The 18,826-nt window shown below is 64.3% G+C and carries 16 protein-coding genes; 10 read left to right on the plus strand and 6 right to left on the minus strand.

Annotated elements, in window-relative coordinates; genetic code table 11:
• The first annotated feature begins 1 nt into the window (after position 1).
• The 8 genes from RY1_RS25100 (at position 2) to RY1_RS25135 (ending at position 10,228) form a co-directional block, all read left to right on the plus strand.
• Complete coding sequence (locus RY1_RS25100) at positions 2 to 1,801, plus strand: alpha/beta hydrolase (protein WP_072806778.1); 1,800 nt, start codon at positions 2 to 4, stop codon at positions 1,799 to 1,801.
• Positions 1,798 to 2,385 (plus strand): CPBP family intramembrane glutamic endopeptidase, encoded by a 588-nt coding sequence (locus RY1_RS25105; RefSeq protein WP_072806779.1) that lies wholly within the window; start codon positions 1,798 to 1,800, stop codon positions 2,383 to 2,385. The genes RY1_RS25100 and RY1_RS25105 overlap by 4 nt, the downstream gene beginning before the upstream one ends.
• 75 nt (positions 2,386 to 2,460) lie before the next feature.
• Positions 2,461 to 2,847 (plus strand): sterol carrier family protein, encoded by a 387-nt coding sequence (locus tag RY1_RS25110; RefSeq protein ID WP_072806780.1) that lies wholly within the window; start codon positions 2,461 to 2,463, stop codon positions 2,845 to 2,847.
• 389 nt (positions 2,848 to 3,236) lie between these two features.
• Complete coding sequence (purF, locus tag RY1_RS25115) at positions 3,237 to 4,802, plus strand: amidophosphoribosyltransferase (protein WP_072806781.1); 1,566 nt, start codon at positions 3,237 to 3,239, stop codon at positions 4,800 to 4,802.
• Between the two features lie 123 nt (positions 4,803 to 4,925).
• Positions 4,926 to 6,566 carry an ABC transporter substrate-binding protein gene (locus tag RY1_RS25120; RefSeq protein WP_072806782.1) on the plus strand — a complete coding sequence of 547 codons (1,641 nt, stop codon included), beginning with the start codon at positions 4,926 to 4,928 and terminating at the stop codon, positions 6,564 to 6,566.
• 4 nt (positions 6,567 to 6,570) lie between these two features.
• Positions 6,571 to 7,674, plus strand: a complete 1,104-nt coding sequence (locus tag RY1_RS25125) for an ABC transporter permease (protein WP_084727837.1) — start codon at positions 6,571 to 6,573, stop codon at positions 7,672 to 7,674.
• Positions 7,674 to 8,633 carry an ABC transporter permease gene (locus RY1_RS25130; protein ID WP_072806783.1) on the plus strand — a complete coding sequence of 320 codons (960 nt, stop codon included), beginning with the start codon at positions 7,674 to 7,676 and terminating at the stop codon, positions 8,631 to 8,633. The genes RY1_RS25125 and RY1_RS25130 overlap by 1 nt, the downstream gene beginning before the upstream one ends.
• Positions 8,630 to 10,228 carry an ABC transporter ATP-binding protein gene (locus tag RY1_RS25135; protein WP_072806784.1) on the plus strand — a complete coding sequence of 533 codons (1,599 nt, stop codon included), beginning with the start codon at positions 8,630 to 8,632 and terminating at the stop codon, positions 10,226 to 10,228. Before RY1_RS25130 ends, RY1_RS25135 begins: the two co-directional genes overlap by 4 nt.
• Before the next feature lie 43 nt (positions 10,229 to 10,271).
• Here the strand turns inward: RY1_RS25135 and asnB are convergent, their stop codons facing one another.
• The 3 genes from asnB to RY1_RS25150 form a co-directional block, all read right to left on the minus strand.
• Positions 10,272 to 12,089 carry an asparagine synthase (glutamine-hydrolyzing) gene (gene asnB / locus RY1_RS25140; RefSeq protein WP_072806785.1) on the minus strand — a complete coding sequence of 606 codons (1,818 nt, stop codon included), beginning with the start codon at positions 12,087 to 12,089 and terminating at the stop codon, positions 10,272 to 10,274.
• Between the two features lie 141 nt (positions 12,090 to 12,230).
• Positions 12,231 to 13,307 carry an ABC transporter substrate-binding protein gene (locus RY1_RS25145; protein WP_245819943.1) on the minus strand — a complete coding sequence of 359 codons (1,077 nt, stop codon included), beginning with the start codon at positions 13,305 to 13,307 and terminating at the stop codon, positions 12,231 to 12,233.
• A gap of 108 nt (positions 13,308 to 13,415) precedes the next feature.
• Entirely contained in the window at positions 13,416 to 14,267 is an 852-nt protein-coding gene (locus RY1_RS25150; RefSeq protein WP_072806786.1) for a helix-turn-helix transcriptional regulator, read from the minus strand.
• 159 nt (positions 14,268 to 14,426) lie between these two features.
• Between RY1_RS25150 and purM the strand changes: the two genes are divergently transcribed.
• A complete protein-coding gene (gene purM, locus RY1_RS25155; RefSeq protein ID WP_072806787.1) occupies positions 14,427 to 15,542 on the plus strand; it encodes a phosphoribosylformylglycinamidine cyclo-ligase in 1,116 nt (371 codons plus the stop codon).
• 67 nt (positions 15,543 to 15,609) lie between these two features.
• On the opposite strand, the gene RY1_RS25160 is transcribed toward purM, so the two are convergent.
• The 3 genes from RY1_RS25160 to ygfZ all read right to left on the minus strand — a co-directional run bounded on the left by RY1_RS25160 (position 15,610) and on the right by ygfZ (position 17,783).
• Positions 15,610 to 15,825: a DUF3073 domain-containing protein gene (locus RY1_RS25160; RefSeq protein ID WP_072806788.1), complete on the minus strand. Its 216-nt coding sequence runs from the start codon at positions 15,823 to 15,825 to the stop codon at positions 15,610 to 15,612.
• 201 nt (positions 15,826 to 16,026) lie between these two features.
• The gene (locus RY1_RS25165; RefSeq protein ID WP_072806789.1) at positions 16,027 to 16,665 is read right to left on the minus strand and encodes an MOSC domain-containing protein; all 639 of its coding nucleotides are present in this window, start codon (positions 16,663 to 16,665) and stop codon (positions 16,027 to 16,029) included.
• Positions 16,662 to 17,783, minus strand: coding sequence for a CAF17-like 4Fe-4S cluster assembly/insertion protein YgfZ (ygfZ, locus tag RY1_RS25170; RefSeq protein WP_072806790.1), 1,122 nt, complete (start codon positions 17,781 to 17,783; stop codon positions 16,662 to 16,664). The genes RY1_RS25165 and ygfZ overlap by 4 nt, the downstream gene beginning before the upstream one ends.
• A gap of 135 nt (positions 17,784 to 17,918) precedes the next feature.
• Here ygfZ and RY1_RS25175 point away from each other — a divergent pair, with 135 nt between their 5' ends.
• The gene (locus RY1_RS25175) at positions 17,919 to 18,797 is read left to right on the plus strand and encodes an aminodeoxychorismate lyase (protein WP_072806791.1); all 879 of its coding nucleotides are present in this window, start codon (positions 17,919 to 17,921) and stop codon (positions 18,795 to 18,797) included.
• The last annotated feature ends 29 nt before the right edge of the window (positions 18,798 to 18,826 follow it).

Genomic DNA, 18,826 nt, shown 5'->3' on the forward strand with positions numbered 1-18,826 from the left:
CATGCCTGGGGGTGAGGTATCGGAGGTGTCGGAGAGCGAGCTGAGCACGGTAGAACGTGCACACACGCACTATCGCATCCCGATCGAATTCTCCGTACCTTCCCCCGACAAGCATCCCTTCGTCATGTGGCTGTGGGGGCTGCTCAAGCTCGACTTCACCGGCATCGCATTCGGTGCACTGTTCTTCTGTTGGTCGCTCACTCCGTCACTGCTGCCGCGAGATTGGCTGTTCCAAGGGTTGATCGGCGGCATCAATGCCGCGGTCGGATACGGCTTCGGCGTCATGGTGGGGTGGGCGGCACGTAGATGGTTGTTGGCAGGCCGGTCGTGGTGGCCGCTGCCGCGCAAGGTCGAGCTGTGGATCAAGTTCTCGCTCACTCCGATCGCGATCTTCGCTGCGCTGTACATGCTGTACCTGTCGGCAGGGTGGCAACGTGAACTCGCTGCACTGATGGACGCAGAAGGTACGACGACGACCGGCTACTTCCGGACCGGCGCGTTGAGTATCGTCGTCGGCGCACTCTTCATCTCCGGCATGCGTGTGCTTCGGGACCTGGTCCGATTTCTGGCACGTCAGATCAACAAGATCGTCAAGATGCCGCGCGAGGTAGCGAACGTCATCGGTGTGGTTCTCGTGGTGGTCCTGGTGGTCGCGCTCGTGCAGGGTGTTCTCCTGCGGGCGGTGTCCGACGTCACCAACTCGGCATTCAGCCTGCAGAACAACGAAACCCGTGAGGGGGCAGTGCAACCCACACGATCCGAGCGGTCGGGGAGTCCGGAGTCCTTGGCGCCGTGGGACTCACTCGGATTCGAAGGCCGCAACTTCGTCTCGAGCGGATTGACGGGCGAGGAGATCTCGGCAGGACTCGGACGTCCTGCACCCGAACCGATCCGCGCGTATGCCGGACTCGAGACGGCGGACACACAGGACGAGCGACTCGACATCGTCGTGCGCGAACTCGAACGCACGGGCGCTTTCCAGCGGCAGGCCCTCGTCGTCGTACCGACGACGGGGACCGGGTGGGTCAACCCGACCGCCATCGAGGCCGAGGAGTTGATGTTCGGCGGCGATGTCGCCACCGTCGCGGCCCAGTACTCGTACCTGCCGAGTTGGATCTCGTTCCTGGCCGAGCGTGACAAGGCTGCCGCCGCGGGCAAGGCACTCATCGACAAGGTGCGCGAGCGGTGGCTTCAGGAGCCCGAAGCGACACGTCCACGTCTGTACGTCTACGGAGAGAGCCTCGGCACGCAGGCAGGCGAGGGTGCCTTCGACGGCCTCGCCGAGATCCGTGGCAGCGTCGACGGAGTCCTCTGGGTCGGTCCGCCCAACGCCAATCGCCTGTGGTCGCAGTTCGTGACCAGGCGTGACCCCGGCAGCCCTGAGGTCAGGCCCGTGTACGCCGACGGCCTGGTGGTGCGGTTCGCCGACAATTCTTCCGATATCCCGCCCGATGGCGAACCGTGGCTCAGCCCACGCATTCTGTACATTCAGCACGCCTCGGATCCGGTGGTGTGGTGGTCGCCCGACCTGCTGTTCCAGCGCCCGAACTGGCTGTCCGAGCCACCGGGACCCGACCGACTGCCCGACATGCGATGGTTTCCGTTCGTCACGTTCTGGCAGGTGGCTGCAGATCTGACCAACGCAGCGGGAGTTCCCGACGGTCACGGCCACAACTACGGAACTCTCGTCCTCGATGGCTGGGTCGCCGTTGCAGCCCCCGACGGCTGGACCGACGCGGACACCGAAAAAGTGCGTGCAGTCATGGACGAGTACGCAGGCCGCGACGGCCCGGAGAAGTGAGAAGCCTCGTTCTCGAAGCTGTCTCGACGGCATGGAGCACAGCTGTCGTGCCGTCCCTCGGCGTGTCGCCGCGTACTCGTGCGCTGGTCAACGGTGCCTTCGGCGTGACTCTCGCCGCGGTGAGTGGGCAGGGGGCGTCGGACCTGGGTCTGACGCGATGGCGCAGCGGGCTCCGGTGGGGACTGGCAGCGGCGGCCGTACCGGTACTCGGATCAGTGGTCGTCGCCGCGATTCCTGCTCTCGCCGAGCGCGTGCGACCCTCCGACGACGACGTCGCCGAGTGGGTGCTGTTCCGCATTCCGGTGGGCACCGTCCTGTGCGAGGAGCTCGTATTCCGTGGAGTGTTCGACTCGGTGTCACCGAATCGGTCGCCGATCTTCTTCGGCCTGTGGCACATTCACCCCGCACGCGCGGCCGGAGATTCGGTGCCGGGAACTGTGCTGGGCACCGTCCTGGCCGGGGTGTTGTTCTCGTGGCTTCGGCGGCGAAGCGGCAGCGTGCTCGCGCCCGCACTGCTGCACTACGGGGTGAACGCGTCGGGCGCGGTTCTGGCTGTTCGTGCGCGCAACGTGAGTGCCCGATAGTTCGATCCGCAGGGCCGGATATGCCACCCCGAGCCAACTGTCGGGCAATGACGGCATCGCCCTAGGCTGACGAGCATGGCTCCGAGCAAGACCGTCACCCCCGAACAAGTCCGGGCCGCGGTGCTGGCCGTCGTAGACTGGGTGCGCGACGCCTCCCTCGAGAAGCCTCCGCGCGCCGCTCTCGCCGACGCCGTTCGGACGACCGCGCGGACGCTTGCCCAGGTCGCGCCGGGGTCGAGCGTCGAGGTTCGGGTGCCACCGTTCGTCGCGGTCCAGTGCATCACCGGACCTCGGCACACGCGGGGAACGCCGCCGAACGTCGTCGAGACCGATCCGCGTACCTGGCTGGAGGTGGCCACCGGAGTCAGGGCGTTCGCCGATGCGTTGCAGGACGGCTCCATCACGGCGTCCGGTAGCCGCGCCGGGGAAGTCGGGCACTGGTTGCCGATCCTGCGCGCCTGAGCCAAGCCCCCACCCCTACGCCCGCCCCCACCCCGCCCCCACCCCGCCCCTACGCCCGCCCCCACCCACCCCTACGCCCGCCCCCACCCACGCAAACGCACGTGCGTTTGCGTGCGGGGCGTGGTCGCGCCCGTCGTTCTCCGCAAATGCACGTGCGTTTGCGTGGGGGCCGTGGTCGCGCCCGCCGTTCTCCGCAAATGCACGTGCGTTTGCGTGCGGGGCGTGGTCGCGCCCGTCGTTCTCCGCAAATGCACGTGCGTTTGCGCGGGGAGTGGGGGATGCCGGACGGGTCGTCCGGGGAATGCAGCGGGCCCGGGATGCGTTGACTCGACTCGTGTGCCCGTAGACTGGGCCATGCCCCCCGCCCCGTCCCCCAAGGGAGCAGTGCTGTGACCTCAGCCGATCTGTCGGTGACAAGTCCAAACCTTCTGCTAGGCAAGCCCGTCGACGAACCCGAGAACGAACCTCGGGAAGAGTGCGGCGTATTCGGAGTCTGGGCCCCTGGGGAGGATGTGGCCAAGCTTTCTTATTACGGACTCTATGCACTGCAGCACCGAGGCCAGGAAGCCGCGGGAATCGCCGTTTCCGACGGCTCGCAGGTGCTGGTGTTCAAGGATCTCGGATTGGTCAGTCAGGTGTTCGACGAGCAGACGCTCGGCGCGATGCCGGGCCACGTCGCCATCGGGCACTGCCGTTATTCCACCAGCGGGTCGGTGACCTGGGAGAACGCGCAGCCGATCTTCCGGACCACGAAAGCGGGGACGGGCATCGCGCTCGGCCACAACGGCAACCTGGTCAACTTCGCCGAGCTTGCGACGCGTGCGCGTGAGGAAGGTCTCATCAGTGACCGTCTGCAGGGCAACGGGACGTCGGATTCTGACGTCGTTGCAGCGTTGCTGGCGCACAAGGCCGCAGATTGCACCATCGAGCAGGCCGCGATGGAATTGCTGCCCACGTTGAAGGGCGCGTTCTGCCTGACGTTCATGGACGAGCACACGTTGTACGCGGCTCGCGATCCGCACGGGGTACGCCCGCTGTGTCTCGGCCGCCTCGATCGTGGCTGGGTCGTCGCCAGCGAGACCGCGGCTCTCGATATTGTGGGCGCAGCGTTCGTTCGTGACATCGAACCGGGCGAACTGCTCGCGATCGACGCCGACGGTGTTCGCTCTTCTCGATTCGCAGCACCCGAGCCGAAGGGCTGTGTGTTCGAGTACGTCTACCTCGCTCGTCCGGACAGCGTCATCGGCGGACGTTCGGTTCACTCCACTCGTGTCGAGATCGGCCGTCGTCTGGCGAAGGAACATCCCGCCGAAGGTGATCTCGTCATTCCGGTGCCGGAGTCGGGTACGCCTGCCGCGGTCGGATTCGCGCAAGGATCGGGAATTCCGTACAGCCAGGGCTTGATGAAGAACGCCTATGTGGGGCGCACGTTCATCCAGCCGTCGCAGACGATCCGTCAGCTCGGCATCAGGCTCAAGCTCAACCCTCTCAAAGAGGTCATACGCGGCAAACGTCTCGTCGTAGTGGACGATTCGATCGTTCGAGGTAACACTCAGCGCGCTCTCATTCGGATGCTGCGCGAGGCGGGCGCACTCGAGATCCACGTGCGGATCGCATCACCTCCCGTCCGCTGGCCTTGCTTCTACGGCATCGACTTCGCCTCACCGGCAGAGTTGATCGCCAACGGCGTCGACTCCGAGGACGGCATCCTCGAGGGCGTTCGTCAGGCGATCGGCGCGGATTCGCTCGGGTACATCTCGACCGAGGGCATGATCGCGGCATCGGAGCAGCCGGAATCTCGGTTGTGCACCGCATGTTTCACGGGTGAGTACCCGATCGAGTTGCCGGCAGACAACGCGCTCGGCAAGCACGTTCTCGAAGGTATGTTGGCATCGGCTGCAGGTCAGAAGGTCGGGTCGACCAACGCCAACGCGAGCGCACTCAGCAGACCGTAAAGTATGTAACGGAATTCGCCGGAAAATTGTTTGTCGGGTTTCCTGTTTGCCACATATTCGAAACAGCTGATCGGTACTGTCCGGAACAATCGAGGACACAACCGAACAGATTGAGGCACGCAGATGATCCTGTCGCCCGGCAACGGTCGCAGTTCCAAGCACGGTAAGAAGATCGTCGGGGTGGCAGCGGTTTCCGTTGCTGTTCTGACCCTGGCCGCATGTGGCTCGGGTCGCACCGACGAGGGCTCGTCGTCCGGTTCCGACGGTGGTGGTGACACCATCACCGTCGGCACCACCGATCAGGTCACGTCGATCGATCCAGCAGGCTCGTACGACAACGGCTCGTTCATGATCATGAACCAGGTCTATCCGTTTCTGATGAACTTCGCCCCCGGCAGTTCCGAGCTCGAACCGGACGTGGCCGAGAGCTGCGATTTCACCGAACCCACGGTGTACACGTGCACGCTGAAGGACGGTCTGACCTTCGCCAACGGCAACGCATTGACCAGCGAGAGCGTGAAGTTCTCGTTCGACCGCGTCGTGGCGATCAACGACCCCAACGGTCCCGCATCGCTGCTGACCAACCTCGACAGCATCGCAACCCCGGACGCCACGACCGTCGAATTCACACTCAAGACTCCCGACGATCAGACGTTCCCGCAGATCCTCGCCACTCCCGCAGGCCCCATCGTCGACCAGACGGTCTTCCCTGCCGACGCGGTACTCGACGACGCAGCGGTCGTCGACGGAAAGCCTTTCGCCGGCCCGTATTCGGTCGGCAGCTACGACAAGAACGCACTCGTCAGCTTCACTGCGAACGGCGATTACAAGGGCATTCTCGGGGCTCCCGAAACGTCGAACATCTCGCTCAAGTACTACACCAGCTCGGACAACCTCAAGCTCGACATGCAGAACAAAGCCATCGACGTCGCGTGGCGTTCGCTCACCCCGACCGACATCGATTCTCTCGACGCGGTCGACGGGCTGACGGTCCACGAGGGGCCCGGTGGTGAGAGCCGCTACATGGTCTTCAACATGAACACCATGCCGGGGGATACTCCCGAGCAGAAGTTGGCCGTACGCAAGGCAATTGCAGCGTCGGTCGATCGGCAGGCACTGTCCGACAGCGTCTACAAAGGGACGTACACCCCGCTCTACTCCGTCGTACCGGGCAGTCTCGAAGGCGCGACGCCTGCGTTCGGCGACACGTACGGCGAGACGCCGAACAAGGACGAGGCGGCCGGATTCCTTTCGGCGGCAGGCGTTGCCACGCCGGTCCAGTTGAACCTGCAGTACAACCCGGATCACTACGGCTCCAGCTCGTCCGAGGAGTACGCGGCGATCAAGAGCCAGCTCGACGCGACCGGTTTGTTCGCCGTGAACCTGCAATCGACCGAGTGGACGACCTACACCAAGGAACGAGTCGCCGACGCCTACCCGGTGTACCAGCTCGGCTGGTTCCCGGATTTCCCCGACGCCGACAATTACCTGACGCCGTTCTTCGCGCCGGACAACTTCCTGCAGTCGCACTTCGAGAGCCCGGAGATCACCGCGCTGCTGGATCAGGAACGTACGACGGCCGATCCGGCAGCCCGTAACGCGATCCTGGAACAGATTCAGACACTGCTCGCCACGAACTACATCCCGACGCTTCCGTTGTTGGAAGGCAAGCAGATCGCCGTCTCGACCGACGAGATCAGCGGTGTCGACGACACCCTCGACAGCTCGTTCAAGTTCCGCTTCACCCCGCTCGCACGGGGCTGACACGGTGTCGACTACCGCGCCCGTCAGCGAGGTAGAAGACAGTGGCACGGAGAAGCCGTCGCAGCAGGTGAGCGCGCCGTCACGGTACGGCGCGCTCGCCCGCTACCTCGGAATCAGGTTCCTGCTGATCATCCCGACGGCATGGATTCTCGTCACCGTTGTCTTCTTTCTCATGCGCGTGATCGGCGATCCGATCACTGCGGCTCTCGGTGGCAGATTGCCTGCCGAGCAGATCGCGCAACGTAAGGCCGAAGCCGGATACGACCGGCCCATACTGACCCAGTATTGGGAGTACCTGAGAGGGCTGCTCACCGGCGACTTCGGTACGTCCGCGACCGACAATCGAGAGATCGCCGACGTACTCCTCGTCAATGGCGCTGCCACACTGGAACTCGCGTTCTGGGCGTTGCTCGTCGCGTTCACGGTCGGCGTGCCGCTCGGATTCTTCGCTGCGACACATCGAGACAGATTCGGCGACGCGTCACTGCGGATCTTTGCGATCCTGGCGTACGCGGCGCCGGTGTTCTTCGTCGGAATGCTGCTGAAGCTGTTGTTCGCCGTGAAACTGGGGTGGCTTCCGGTCGCCGGGCGGGCGAGTACGAATGTCGAACTGGCACTGCAGAACGTCTCACCCAAGACGAACATCCTGATCATCGATTCGATACTGTACGGCGAGCCCGCCTACACAGGGGATGTGCTGAAACATGCCGTTCTTCCGGCGGTTGCTCTCGGATTGCTCACTGCGGGAGTCTTTCTCCGGCTCGTACGTGTCAATCTGCTGCAGACCTTGCAGTCCGGGTACGTCGAAGCAGCCCGGGCGCGCGGAGTGAGCAGTCGTACCGTGACGCTCAGACACGCGTTCCGCAACGCGATGATTCCGATCGTCACGGTCATGGGGTTGCAGATCGCCACGTTGCTCGGCGGTGCGGTGCTGACCGAGACGACCTTCGAGTGGAAGGGGCTCGGGTACGAACTCGCGCACTATCTCAGCGCGCGAGACTTCGTGGCAGTGCAGGGAATTGTCACCTTCCTGGCGCTCGTGGTGGCCGTCGTCAGCTTCGTGACCGACGCCATCGTCGCCCTCATCGACCCGAGAGTGAGGTTCTGATGAGTACCGAAGTGGTACTGAGCGAGGTCGACAGCGCCCGGCCGCATCGACGCGGTTTCCCCGGTCTGGCGTTCGTCAGATCGACGTCGGGTGTTCAGCGCGCAACACTGATCGTCGGGCTCGTCCTGATGGCGATGTTCTTGTTGGCGGCGGTCTTCGCACCGCTACTGGCGCCGTACGGATTCTCGCAGACAAGTGACGGCGGCACCGAGTTCGCTCGGCAGGCGGCTCCGTCGGCGCAGCATTGGTTCGGGACCTCGGTGCGCGGAGAGGATGTGCTCTCGCGCGTGATCTACGGTGCCCGAACCGCATTGATGGTCATCGCGAGTTCTCTGATTCTGTCCATCGTGATCGGAGTGCCGCTCGGATTGGCGTCGGGATACATCGGTCGGTGGCTCGACCGCGTGCTGGTGCTGTTCATGGACGCGATGTACGCCTTTCCGTCGTTGCTGCTGGCGGTGGTCATCTCGATCGTGGTGGCCGGTGGACAATCGAGCAGTTTCGGCGGTATTGCCTCGGCCGCGATCGCCATCACGGCCATCTTCGTCCCGCAGTACTTCCGCGTCGTACGCAATGCGACGGTGGCAGTGAAGACGGAACCCTACGTCGACGCAGCCCGTGTGACAGGGGCGAGCACTCTCCGAATTCTCTTCAAGCACATTCTCTCCAACGTGGTGCAGACACTGCCGGTCATCGTCACGTTGAACGCAGCCGAAGCGATCCTGACTCTCGCAGGTCTCGGATTCCTCGGGTTCGGCATCGAACCGACCTCGGCGGCGGAATGGGGTTACGACATCAACAAGGCACTACCGGACATCTCCAACGGCATCTGGTGGACTTCGGTGTTCCCGGGCCTGGGCATCGTGCTGATCGTTCTCGGCATGACGATGGTCGGCGAAAGCGCAAGCGAGACCATGAATCCGCTTCTCCGTACCCGTAAGAAGAGGGTGAAGGCATGAGTGCGCTGTCTCTGGACGGGCTGTCGGTTACCTTCGCGACCGACGGAGGTGACGTCGACGCAGTCCAGTCGGTCTCGTTCGACGTGCAACCCGGCGAAGTGCTTGCCGTCGTCGGGGAGTCGGGATCGGGCAAGTCCGTCAGTGTTCGTTCGGCGATCGGGCTGCTGCCGGATACCGCGCGAGTGTCCGGCAGCGTCGTTCTCGGTGGTACCGAGGTCACGGGCCTCGGTGACAAGGCGTGGGAAAAGCTTCGGGGCGAGCAGATCTCGATGGTGTTCCAGGAACCCGGCAGTGCGTTGGATCCGTTGTTCACCGTCGGCTTCCAGATCGTCGAGGCGCTACGCGCACACCCCCGCGACGACGGCAAACGGATGGACAAGAAGGCAGCCAAGGCGCGTGCCATCGAGCTGCTGACGCTGGTCGGATTGCCCAGTCCGGAGCAGCGATTCGGCTACTACCCACACGAACTGTCCGGTGGGCAGAAGCAGCGGGTCATGATCGCCATCGCAATCTCGTGCGAAGCCAAGGTGATCATCGCAGACGAACCGACGACTGCCTTGGACGTCACGGTTCAAGCCGAGATCCTCGGCCTGCTGCGAGATCTCAAGGATCGCCTCGGCTGCGCGATCGTACTGATCACGCACAGCATGGGAGTGGTGTCGGGCCTCGCGGACCGAGTCGTGGTGATGAACCAGGGCAAAGTCGTCGAGGAGGCTCCCGTCCGCGAGCTGTTCGAGAGTCCGAAAGAGGAGTACACGAAGAAACTCCTTGCCGCGGTCCCCACGTTGGCACCCGCAGCATCCGACAAGTTCGTCGACAAGACAGGCGAACCGGTTCTCGAAGTCACCGATCTCGTCGTCCAGTTCGCGGGTGGCGTCGGATCCAAGGCATTCACGGCCGTCGACTCCGTGTCGTTCCGGATCCACCGAGGCGAAACACTGGGACTCGTCGGCGAATCGGGTTCGGGAAAGTCGACGATAGGTAGATGTGTTGCGGCGCTGCAGAAACCGACCAGCGGAACCGTGACGGTGATGGGCCAGGAAATATCGGGTCTGTCGCCGCGCGCACTTCGGCCGTTGCGCAAGAGGTTCGGGTTCGTCTTCCAGGACCCGGCGACATCGCTCAACCCGCGCCTGACCGTCGGACAGTGCATCGCCGAGCCCATGGTCGTGCACAAGTACGGCACTGCATCGGACATGACGGCACGAACGAAGGAACTGCTCGACGCGGTGCAGCTGCCACCCGGCACCGAGAAGCGTTACCCGCACGAGCTTTCGGGCGGGCAGCGTCAACGCATCAGTCTGGCGAGAGCGCTTGTCCTGCAGCCGGACCTGCTCGTCGCCGACGAACCGACGTCGGCGCTGGACGTCTCGGTTCAGGCGACGGTGCTCGACCTGTTCGAGAGTCTGCAGCAGGAGTTCGGCTTCGCGTGCCTGTTCATCAGCCACGACCTTGCTGTCGTCGATCGGGTGTCGCATCAGGTGGCGGTGCTCAAGGACGGCGGGTTGGTCGAAATGGGGACGCCGTGGAAGATTCTCCGGTCGCCGGAAGAGGACTACACCAAGCGACTTCTGGCAGCGATTCCGGTCGTGTGAGGATGCGGCCCTGTGCGTGATGTCGTGCACAGGGCCGCGGCGTCTACAGCGACAGCGAGTGGTCGGCGAGCCACGAGTTGATGCCGATGACTCGCTCGGCGGTGTGCCGAGCCTGTGGGTCGTCGTGTGCGCCCAGGATCTTCTCGACGCCGTCGCGGTCGAGTATGGCGCCGATCGGGGCGTTCGAGTCGTCGAGTACCGAACCGAGCTCCTGCAGAATCGTCTTCGAGTACTGAGGATCCTGGGTGCTCGGGTACGGGCTCTTGACGCGCTGCACGACCGACTGTGGCAGCAGGTCCTTCGTCGCAGCGCGGAGCAGACTCTTCTCGCGGCCGTCGAACGTCTTGAACGCCCAGGGTGTGCCGAACACGTACTGGACGAGTCGGTGGTCGCAGAACGGCACGCGCACTTCGAGTCCGACGGCCATGCTCATCCGATCCTTGCGCTCGAGAAGCAGCGGCAGGAAGCGCGTCAGGTACAGGTACGAGATCTGGCGCATGCGTGCTTCGAGGCCCACATCGCTGTCTCGTGTGGGTACCTCGGCGAGTGCGCGACGGTACTGAGCCTCGTAGTACCCGTTCATGTCGAGTTGTCGCTGTACGTCGAGGGAGAACGGAGACGTGGCGTCACGGCCTTGGGCCATGGATCCCGCGAGCCACGGGAACGTATCCGCCGCAACGACCTTCGGATCGTGGAAGTCGGCGTAGCCGCCGAAGACCTCGTCGGCGGATTCGCCCGACAGCGCGACGGTCGACTGTTCGCGAACGGCCTTGAACAGCAGATAGAGCGAGGTGTCCATGTCGCCGAGGCCGGGGTAGTCGCGGGCTGCGAGTACGGCGGCGCGATGCGCGGGCTCGAGGAGGTCGTCGTTGCTCAGCACGATGTCGCGATGATCGGCAGCCACGTGCTGGGCGACATCCTGCACGAATCGAGTGTCCGGGGCATCGCGAAGCCCGTCTGCGACGAAATTGTCCGCGTAACCCACGAAGTCGACCGCGAACGAACGGACGGCGCCTTTGTCTGCTGCGGCGAGCTGCTGGGCGGCGAGCGCCGTCAGTGCCGAGGAGTCGAGCCCGCCGGACAGTAATGTGCACAGCGGAACGTCGGCGACGAGCTGACGAGAAGCTGTGTCGCTCAGCAGTTCCCGCACGGTCGACACGGTGGTGTCGAGATCGTCCGTGTGTTCGTGGTCGTCGAGACCCCAGTACCTGATCTCCCGCAGTCCCTGCTTGGTGACGCGGACGACGTGGCCGGGAGGAACTTCCTTCATGCCGTCGAACACGGCGTTCGACGGATCGGCGACGAATCCGAGCAGTCGTCGCAAGCCCTCGATCTTCACGTCCTTCGATGCCAGCGGATTGGCGAGGATCGCTTTGGGTTCGGAGCCGAACAGAACGCCGTCTTCGGTTTCCAGGTAGTAGAGCGGCTTGACGCCGAGACGATCGCGGACGAGCAGAAGCTCTTCGGTGCGAGAGTCCCACAGCGCGTACGCGAACATGCCGTTGAGCTGTTCGACGGCTCCTTGTCCCCATTCTTCGTGAGCATGAAGAACGACCTCGGTGTCACTGCCGGTGGTGAAGGTCTGCGGCAGAGTTCCGCGTAGTTCACGGAAGTTGTACGTCTCTCCGCTGTAGACGATGACGGCCTCGGTGTCGTCGGGCCTGGTCAGCGTCATCGGCTGGTGCCCACCCGGGATGTCGATGATCGCGAGGCGCCGGTGCCCCAATGCCGCGTGCTGCGACGTCCACAGGCCCTCGTCGTCGGGTCCGCGCTTGTTCATGGTGTTCGTCATGGCCTGCAGCGTTGCTTTTTCGTTCCGTAGGTCGCGTCCGTAGGACACCCATCCGGTGATTCCGCACATGTTGCCTCCCTTGATCGTGGTCCCCCGACCGACAAGTCGATGCAACAAGAACGTTACGCGAACTAAATACATCTGAAAAGAGCACGCCGGGCGAGTGGCGATCCACGGAACAGCGGATCAGCACTCGCCCGGCGTAGCGATCTACGACGAGACGATCTCGCTGAGCTGGGGAACGAGCTCGGTGGTCGCCCATGGTGCGGCCAGAATGCTGACGTACATCGTCGCGGAAGTGAGCCTGTTGTCGGTGATCCACAGATCTTTTCCGGCTGCGACGACCGGCCACTTCGCGAACAGGGTCTGATCCAACGTCGCGTCCACCTCGGCCTGTTCGCTCGCCCAACCCAGAAAGACGTCCGTCTCGACACGGTCGAGTTCTTCGAGGCTGACGCTGTACGTGAACGAACTTCCGCCTGCCTTTTCGCTACCGGTCACGACGTCCGGCGCAACCGTCAAGCCCAGGTTCTCGACGAACTGGACGCGAGGATCGCCCGGCTTGTAGATTCCGACGTTGGTTTCACCTTCGCGCAGGTAGCTTCCGAAAGCGAAAGTGACGCCTGCGAATTCGGGATGGTCGGATTTCGCCTGGGCGATCGTGTCCTCGGTGCCGCGGACGAGTTCTTCGGTTCGCGCGGGCCGCCCGAGCAGGGTGCCGACGTCGTGGGCGAGATTCTGCCACGAACTCGGTTGGTACGGCTCGCTGTCGTAGGGCAGCGTGGGTGCGATCTCGCTGAGGCGTTCGTAATCCTGCTCGGAGAAGCCGGAATACGGCGCGAGTATCAGATCCGGTGCGACGGAGAGTATCTGCTCGAACATCAACCCGCCGTCCTCCGAGTAGAACGACGCCATGTCGGGCAACGTCTGCCCGGATCGGTCGAGCTCGGCTCTCGTCCACGGCAGGAACCCGTCTTCGTCACCTGCCCAGTCGTTTCTCTGCATCGCAATCGGCGTGACGCCCAGAGCGATTGCGGTATCGGCCGCCGCAGTGTCGAGCGCGAGGATCCGCGTCGGTTCCGCCTCGACGACGGTGTCGCCGAAGGCGTGGTGCACGGTGACCGGGAACGCACTTTCCTCGACCGGTGCCGCCGCGGACGTATCCGCCTCGGCCCGGTTCGACGATTGTGCGCACGCAGTGAGCGGTAGGGCTGCAGCAAGCATCAACGTGACGAGAACTCGCGACCTCCCACTGGTGCGGGTTCCACGGCGGACCAACTCGAACACGGGCACTCCTCGTCGACAACTGGATACGCCTGCCGAATCGTCAGGTCGCTGCTAGTGACGGTAGATCGACGGTGTGCGGCGAAGGGGTCAGCGGATGTCGCCAACAGGTCAGCTCGCACCGACCATTCGGGCCGTGCCCGCGGCGCCAGGTGTGTGCCCGACGGTCTTGCGAAATGCGGCGATGAACGAGCTCGGTGTTCGGTATCCGACACGGCGGCTGACGCTGCTCACCGGCATGCCCGTCCCGAGCAGTCCGAGTGCGGTGCTCATGCGAATCAGCGTGCGCCACTGGACGAAACTCATCGTCAGCTCGTTGGCGAAGATTCGGGTGACGGTCCGTCGGCTGAGATTGAGAGCATCCGCCCACTGGTCGAGCGATCGGTCGTCGCCGGGATCCGACAGCACGCAGTCGACGAGCATCTGCAGGCGAGGATCGCGGGGGATGGGGACATCGAAGTGCGGGACAGCGGCCGGAGTGAGCAGATCGATGCACACCTGCTGCGCCCGAAGCCGTTGCTCTGCGGGCATTCCCGTGTGGGCAAGGTGGATCAACAACACGCGCGCGGCGTCGGTCAACGTGACGATGCACGGTCCGATCCACGTCGGTGTCCACAATTCGGGAGTGAACAGCGTCGCACGAAACGCGACGCGTGGATTCGCCTGCCCTTCGTGAACAACGCCGCGTGGGATCCAGAGTCCGACTCCGGGGGTCACGGTCCACAACCTGTCGTCGATGATCATGTTGATCACCCCGCGATCGGACCAGATCAGTTCGTGTTCGGCATGCCTGTGCGACGGCCATCGCGTGACCTGATCGGTCTCGACGATGTGCGTCGTGAGATGGAACGGCGGCGGCACGACACGGTCCGTCGGCGCAGACGAATCGCCGTGCCGGGAGGATGGTCGCTCGACCGGTGAGGGCGCGGCATCAGGGACGTCGCGTAGGGCGGGGAAGAGCACTTCGGACGACCTCCATCGGAAAGTTAGGCATACCTTACACCCCGATTCCGAGGAGATCTGATCCGTCGCATTGTCCGGGGGCCATGCCCCTCCGGTACCGTTAGAGCGCAATTGCGCGTAAATACGCGCAACGGAGAACGAGTACAAGGCTGGAGCCGCATGACCGAGGAATCCCGACCAACCAGTGCAACCGACACCGGGGACCGGGCAAGAGGCGGTGCTTCCTACGCAGCGGCCGGTGTCGACATCGCCGCTGGTGACCGGGCGGTCGAACTGTTCGCCCCGCTCGCGAAGAAGGCAAGCCGCCCCGAGGTCATGGGCGGACTCGGCGGATTCGCCGGCCTGTTCGCACTCAAGGGCGACTACCGGGAGCCGATTCTCGCAGCCTCTACCGATGGTGTCGGCACCAAGATCGCCGTCGCCCAGGCGCTCGGCAAGCACGACACCCTCGGACTCGACCTGGTGGCAATGGTCGTCGACGACCTCGTTGTCTGCGGTGCCGAGCCGCTGTTCCTGCAGGACTACATCGCCGTGGGACGCGTCGTGCCCGAGATGGTCGCAGAACTGGTCAAGGGCATCGCCGAAGGCTGCATCATCGCCGGTTGTGCGCTGCTGGGTGGCGAGACCGCAGAGCATCCCGGACTGATGGCCGACGGTGACTACGACCTGTCCGCCACCGGAGTGGGCGTCGTCGAGGCGGACGCCGTCCTCGGACCGGACCGCGTGCGACCCGGTGACGTCGTCATCGCCATGGGGTCGTCGGGGCTGCACTCCAACGGCTACTCGCTGGCTCGCAAGGTTCTGCTCGAGATCAATCACATGGATCTCGGCGGCCATGTCGAGGAATTCGGCAGGACACTCGGTGAAGAATTGCTCGAGCCGACCAAGATCTACGCCAAGGATTGCCTCGCTCTCGCCGCCGAGACGGACGTGCGCACTTTCTGCCACGTCACCGGCGGCGGACTCGCCAACAACCTCGGCCGCGTCATGCCTGCTGGACTCGTTGCCGAACTGGATCGCGCAACGTGGAGTCCGGCCCCGGTGTTCTCGTTGATCGCTCAACGTGGACGCGTGGAGCGCGCCGAGATGGAGCAGACGTTCAACATGGGCGTCGGGATGGTCGCCATCGTCGCACCGGAGGATGTGGACCGCGCCCTCGCAGTACTGACGGCACGACACATCGACTGCTGGACTCTGGGCACCGTCAAGAAGTCGACGGACAAGTCGGAGACGACCGAGCGCGCACAGCTGCTGGGCAACCACCCGCGGTTCTGAGATCGCACGTACACGCAGGTGAGGGGGAGCCGCGGTGCGGCTCCCCCTCACTTCTGTGTATCGCTAGTCAGCGTCGCCAGTCCTCGTATTCGTCTTCTTCGACGCGGGAATAGCCGTCCGCGTCGGAAGAAGAGATGCCGCCCGAGGTGATACCGCCACGGTGGGAATTGGACGAACCACCGGAGAGCTCTCTTTGCAGACTCTCCAAGTCCGTTGTGGGCGAGCTGTACTTGAGCTCACGAGCGACCTTTGTCTGCTTTGCCTTAGCCCTGCCTCGGCCCATGGCGTTGCCCCCTCGCGGACTTGCGGGGCGGCCTGGGGAAATTTGGGCGCCCCGTTAGATTTGGTATTTCTTCCTGGCACACACTCTAGCGCGCGAACGGCTCAGATGCTCATACGGAGTCCGTGTGGCGGTTGTCTGGTTCATCTCACCAGGCCCCGAAAGGGCAACAACCTGCACGAATGTCCTGAGTGAGGGTAAGAATCACGATTTGGAACGTACCCCGAGAGCCGCCCGAACATCGCGTTCGACCTTCACTGCGAGATTCGGTGTCTCCAACAACCGCTTCAAGCCGTCCACATCGTTGCCCTCGAACAGGGTCCTGACGGTCACGCCGTGCTCTGGCACCGACTCGACGACGATCGGGTCCCCGGCGGCGAGGAGGCCTGGCTCGACCACTTTGAGATAGGCCCCGACGTCACCGCGTTCGGTGAACCTGCGCACCCAACGCGGTTCGTCGACCCACCGAGCAAACGTGCCGCACGGCCTTCTCGCGATGGTCACCTCGAGCAGCGTCGTGCCGATTCTCCATGAGGATCCGATCACAGCATCGGTGACGGGCACGCCGACGGTTCGCAGATTCTCGCCGAACCAGCCGGGAGGAATCTCGCGACCCAGTTCCGAGGACCAGCGCTGCGCCTCGGCGTCGTCGTAGGCGTACACCGCTTGGTCGATTCCTCCGTGGAATTTCGTGTCGCTGCTGTGGTCGCCGGCGAGCCCCAACTCGTGGACGTCGACGGCGCCCGCCACCGGCCGCTTGTCGATGGCGGAGTTCACGACCGAACGACGCCCGACGGGAACGTCTGCATGCACGACGCAGACCGCCTCGACGAACCCGGTCATCGGCCGCGGAGGCGATCCACGGCCGCACGCCCTGCCTGCACGTCGTCGTAGTCGGGGATGGAGTCGGGATCTATCGACGCGGCGCACGGACCGACCACCAGCTCGGTGTCCACCGGAATCGTCCGCTTCACGAGCGCGAGCGCGATCGGACCGAGCTCGAAGTGGTCGACGACGGTGCCCAGTCGCCCCACTGTGCGGCCACCGGCGGTAACGGGATCCCCGGTGACCGGACGCCCGTCGGCCGACCCGTCGAGGTGCAGGAGCACCAGGTGCCGCGGCGGACGACCGAGGTTGTGGACCCGCGCCACGGTTTCCTGCCCCCGATAGCACCCCTTGTCGAGATGCACCGCGCCGAGTTCGGCCGTCCCGCCGATCCAGCGGACCTCGTGGGGGATGGTCTTCTCGTCGGTGTCGACGCTGATTCGTGGGCGCAGAGATTCCACCCGGAGGGCGTCGTAGGTCCAGGTTCCGGCGGGGGTGGCGCCTGCGTCGCGCAGCTTGGTGAACCATTCGGTCAGCGAGGTGCGGGGGACGAGCAGGTCGAATGCGTCCGGCCCGGGCCACGGCATCCGGCGGACGAAGCCGCCGCCGTCGAGTGCGACGGCGTCGTAGATCCCCTCAGGAATCGGCGCATCGACCGACGTCAGTACGTCACGAGCGCGGGCACCCAGCAGGCTCAGCACAGCCAGTTCGCTGCCGTCGCGGGGCTCGGCCTTGGACCAGAACACCATCTTCTTCAGAAATGCCAGCAGATCGGGCCCGGACTCTGCCTCGGTGTCGATCCAGGTGACCCCGTCCAGATCCGTCTGCACGAAGTGATGTTCGACGCGGCCGTTGACGTCGAGCGAGAGGTTCTCGGCAGATCCGCCGTTCGGTAGACCGGAAACGAGCTGGCTCGAGATGGTGTTGAGCCAGGTCAGTCGTTCTTCACCGCCGATGGCGATGACGAATCGGTGGGATCGGTCGATGATCGCAGCTCCGGACGCCGCGTCTCGTTGTTCCCCGAACGGGTTGCCGTAGTGCCATGCCACAGCGTGGTCGGCCGAATCTTCGGGAGCACGCACAGCGCCGGGGAGTGTGAGAAGAGGACTCGGTGAGATCGCGACGGTATCGGACACGGTTCCATAGTAGAACTCCAGCCAGGACAGGAGCGGAGCCGGCGGAGTGACCCAGCCAGGACAGGAGCGGAGCCGGCGGAGTGACCCAGGTAGGACAGGAGCGGAGCCGGCGGAGTGAGCAACTAAGCTGCGGGCATGTCGGAGCGAGTAGTAGTGACCCTCGACGGGCAAGTTCACGATCCGGATACGCCTCTTCTGTGTGCCGATGATCTTGCTGCCGTTCGGGGGGACGGAATTTTCGAGACCATTCTGGTGCGGGGTGGGTCGCCGTGTGGCGTCGAGCTGCACTTGGCCAGGTTGACGGCGTCGGCGCGGGCGCTGGAGCTTCCTGTTCCTGATCTCGATGTGTGGCGGTTGGTCGTGGGGTTGGCCGTCGACGAGTGGGTCAGGACGTCGCAGGAGGAGGGTGTCCTTCGCCTCGTGCTGAGTCGGGGACGTGAGAGCGGCGGCGGTCCGACGGGGTATGCGACGGTCGGTCCGTTGCACGAGCGAGTGGCGAAGGCGCGCTCGGAGGGCGTGGCCGCGATCACGTTGGCGCGGGGATTCTCGGTCGATTTCGCCGCGACTGCGCCGTGGCAACTGTTGGGCGCGAAGACGTTGTCGTATGCCACCAACATGGCGGCGTTGCGGCATGCGGCGCGCGCCGGCGCCGATGATGTCGTCTACACGAGCAGTGAGGGGCGTGTTCTCGAAGGCCCGCGCTCGACTGTGATGATCGCCCGCGGTAAGACTCTCATCACACCGCCGGTCGAACACGGCATCCTCGCGGGTACCACTGTCGACGCGTTGTTCCAGGTGGCGGCCGACAAGGGTTACACGTGCGTGCGGGAGGATGTGTTTCCCGCGGATCTCATTGCGGCAGATGGTGTTTGGCTGATCTCGTCGGTCACTCTCGCGGCGCGTGTGGTGACGCTGAACGGCGTCGTGCTCGGGGTGCCGGAGATCGCGGACGACGTACGGGACATGGTCGATCTGGCGGTCGAAACGGTGGGTGCGGAGGTAGTCGACGCTTGAGCTACTACTACGCGTAGTAGTACTGTCGA

Origin of the sequence: Rhodococcus yunnanensis NBRC 103083 (assembly GCF_001895005.1) — a bacterium.
GTDB classification, from domain to species: Bacteria; Actinomycetota; Actinomycetes; order Mycobacteriales; family Mycobacteriaceae; genus Rhodococcoides; species Rhodococcoides yunnanense.

Bases quoted from the DNA above. Each gene is read 5' to 3' on its own strand.
- RY1_RS25100 (WP_072806778.1), top strand. From the start codon at position 2: ATGCCTGGGGGTGAGGTATCGGAGGTGTCGGAGAGCGAGCTGAGCACG.
- RY1_RS25110 (WP_072806780.1), top strand. From the start codon at position 2,461: ATGGCTCCGAGCAAGACCGTCACCCCCGAACAAGTCCGGGCCGCGGTG.
- RY1_RS25120 (WP_072806782.1), top strand. From the start codon at position 4,926: ATGATCCTGTCGCCCGGCAACGGTCGCAGTTCCAAGCACGGTAAGAAG.
- RY1_RS25130 (WP_072806783.1), top strand. From the start codon at position 7,674: ATGAGTACCGAAGTGGTACTGAGCGAGGTCGACAGCGCCCGGCCGCAT.
- RY1_RS25135 (WP_072806784.1), top strand. From the start codon at position 8,630: ATGAGTGCGCTGTCTCTGGACGGGCTGTCGGTTACCTTCGCGACCGAC.
- asnB (WP_072806785.1), bottom strand. From the start codon at position 12,089: ATGTGCGGAATCACCGGATGGGTGTCCTACGGACGCGACCTACGGAAC.
- purM (WP_072806787.1), top strand. From the start codon at position 14,427: ATGACCGAGGAATCCCGACCAACCAGTGCAACCGACACCGGGGACCGG.
- RY1_RS25160 (WP_072806788.1), bottom strand. From the start codon at position 15,825: ATGGGCCGAGGCAGGGCTAAGGCAAAGCAGACAAAGGTCGCTCGTGAG.
- RY1_RS25165 (WP_072806789.1), bottom strand. From the start codon at position 16,665: ATGACCGGGTTCGTCGAGGCGGTCTGCGTCGTGCATGCAGACGTTCCC.
- RY1_RS25175 (WP_072806791.1), top strand. From the start codon at position 17,919: ATGTCGGAGCGAGTAGTAGTGACCCTCGACGGGCAAGTTCACGATCCG.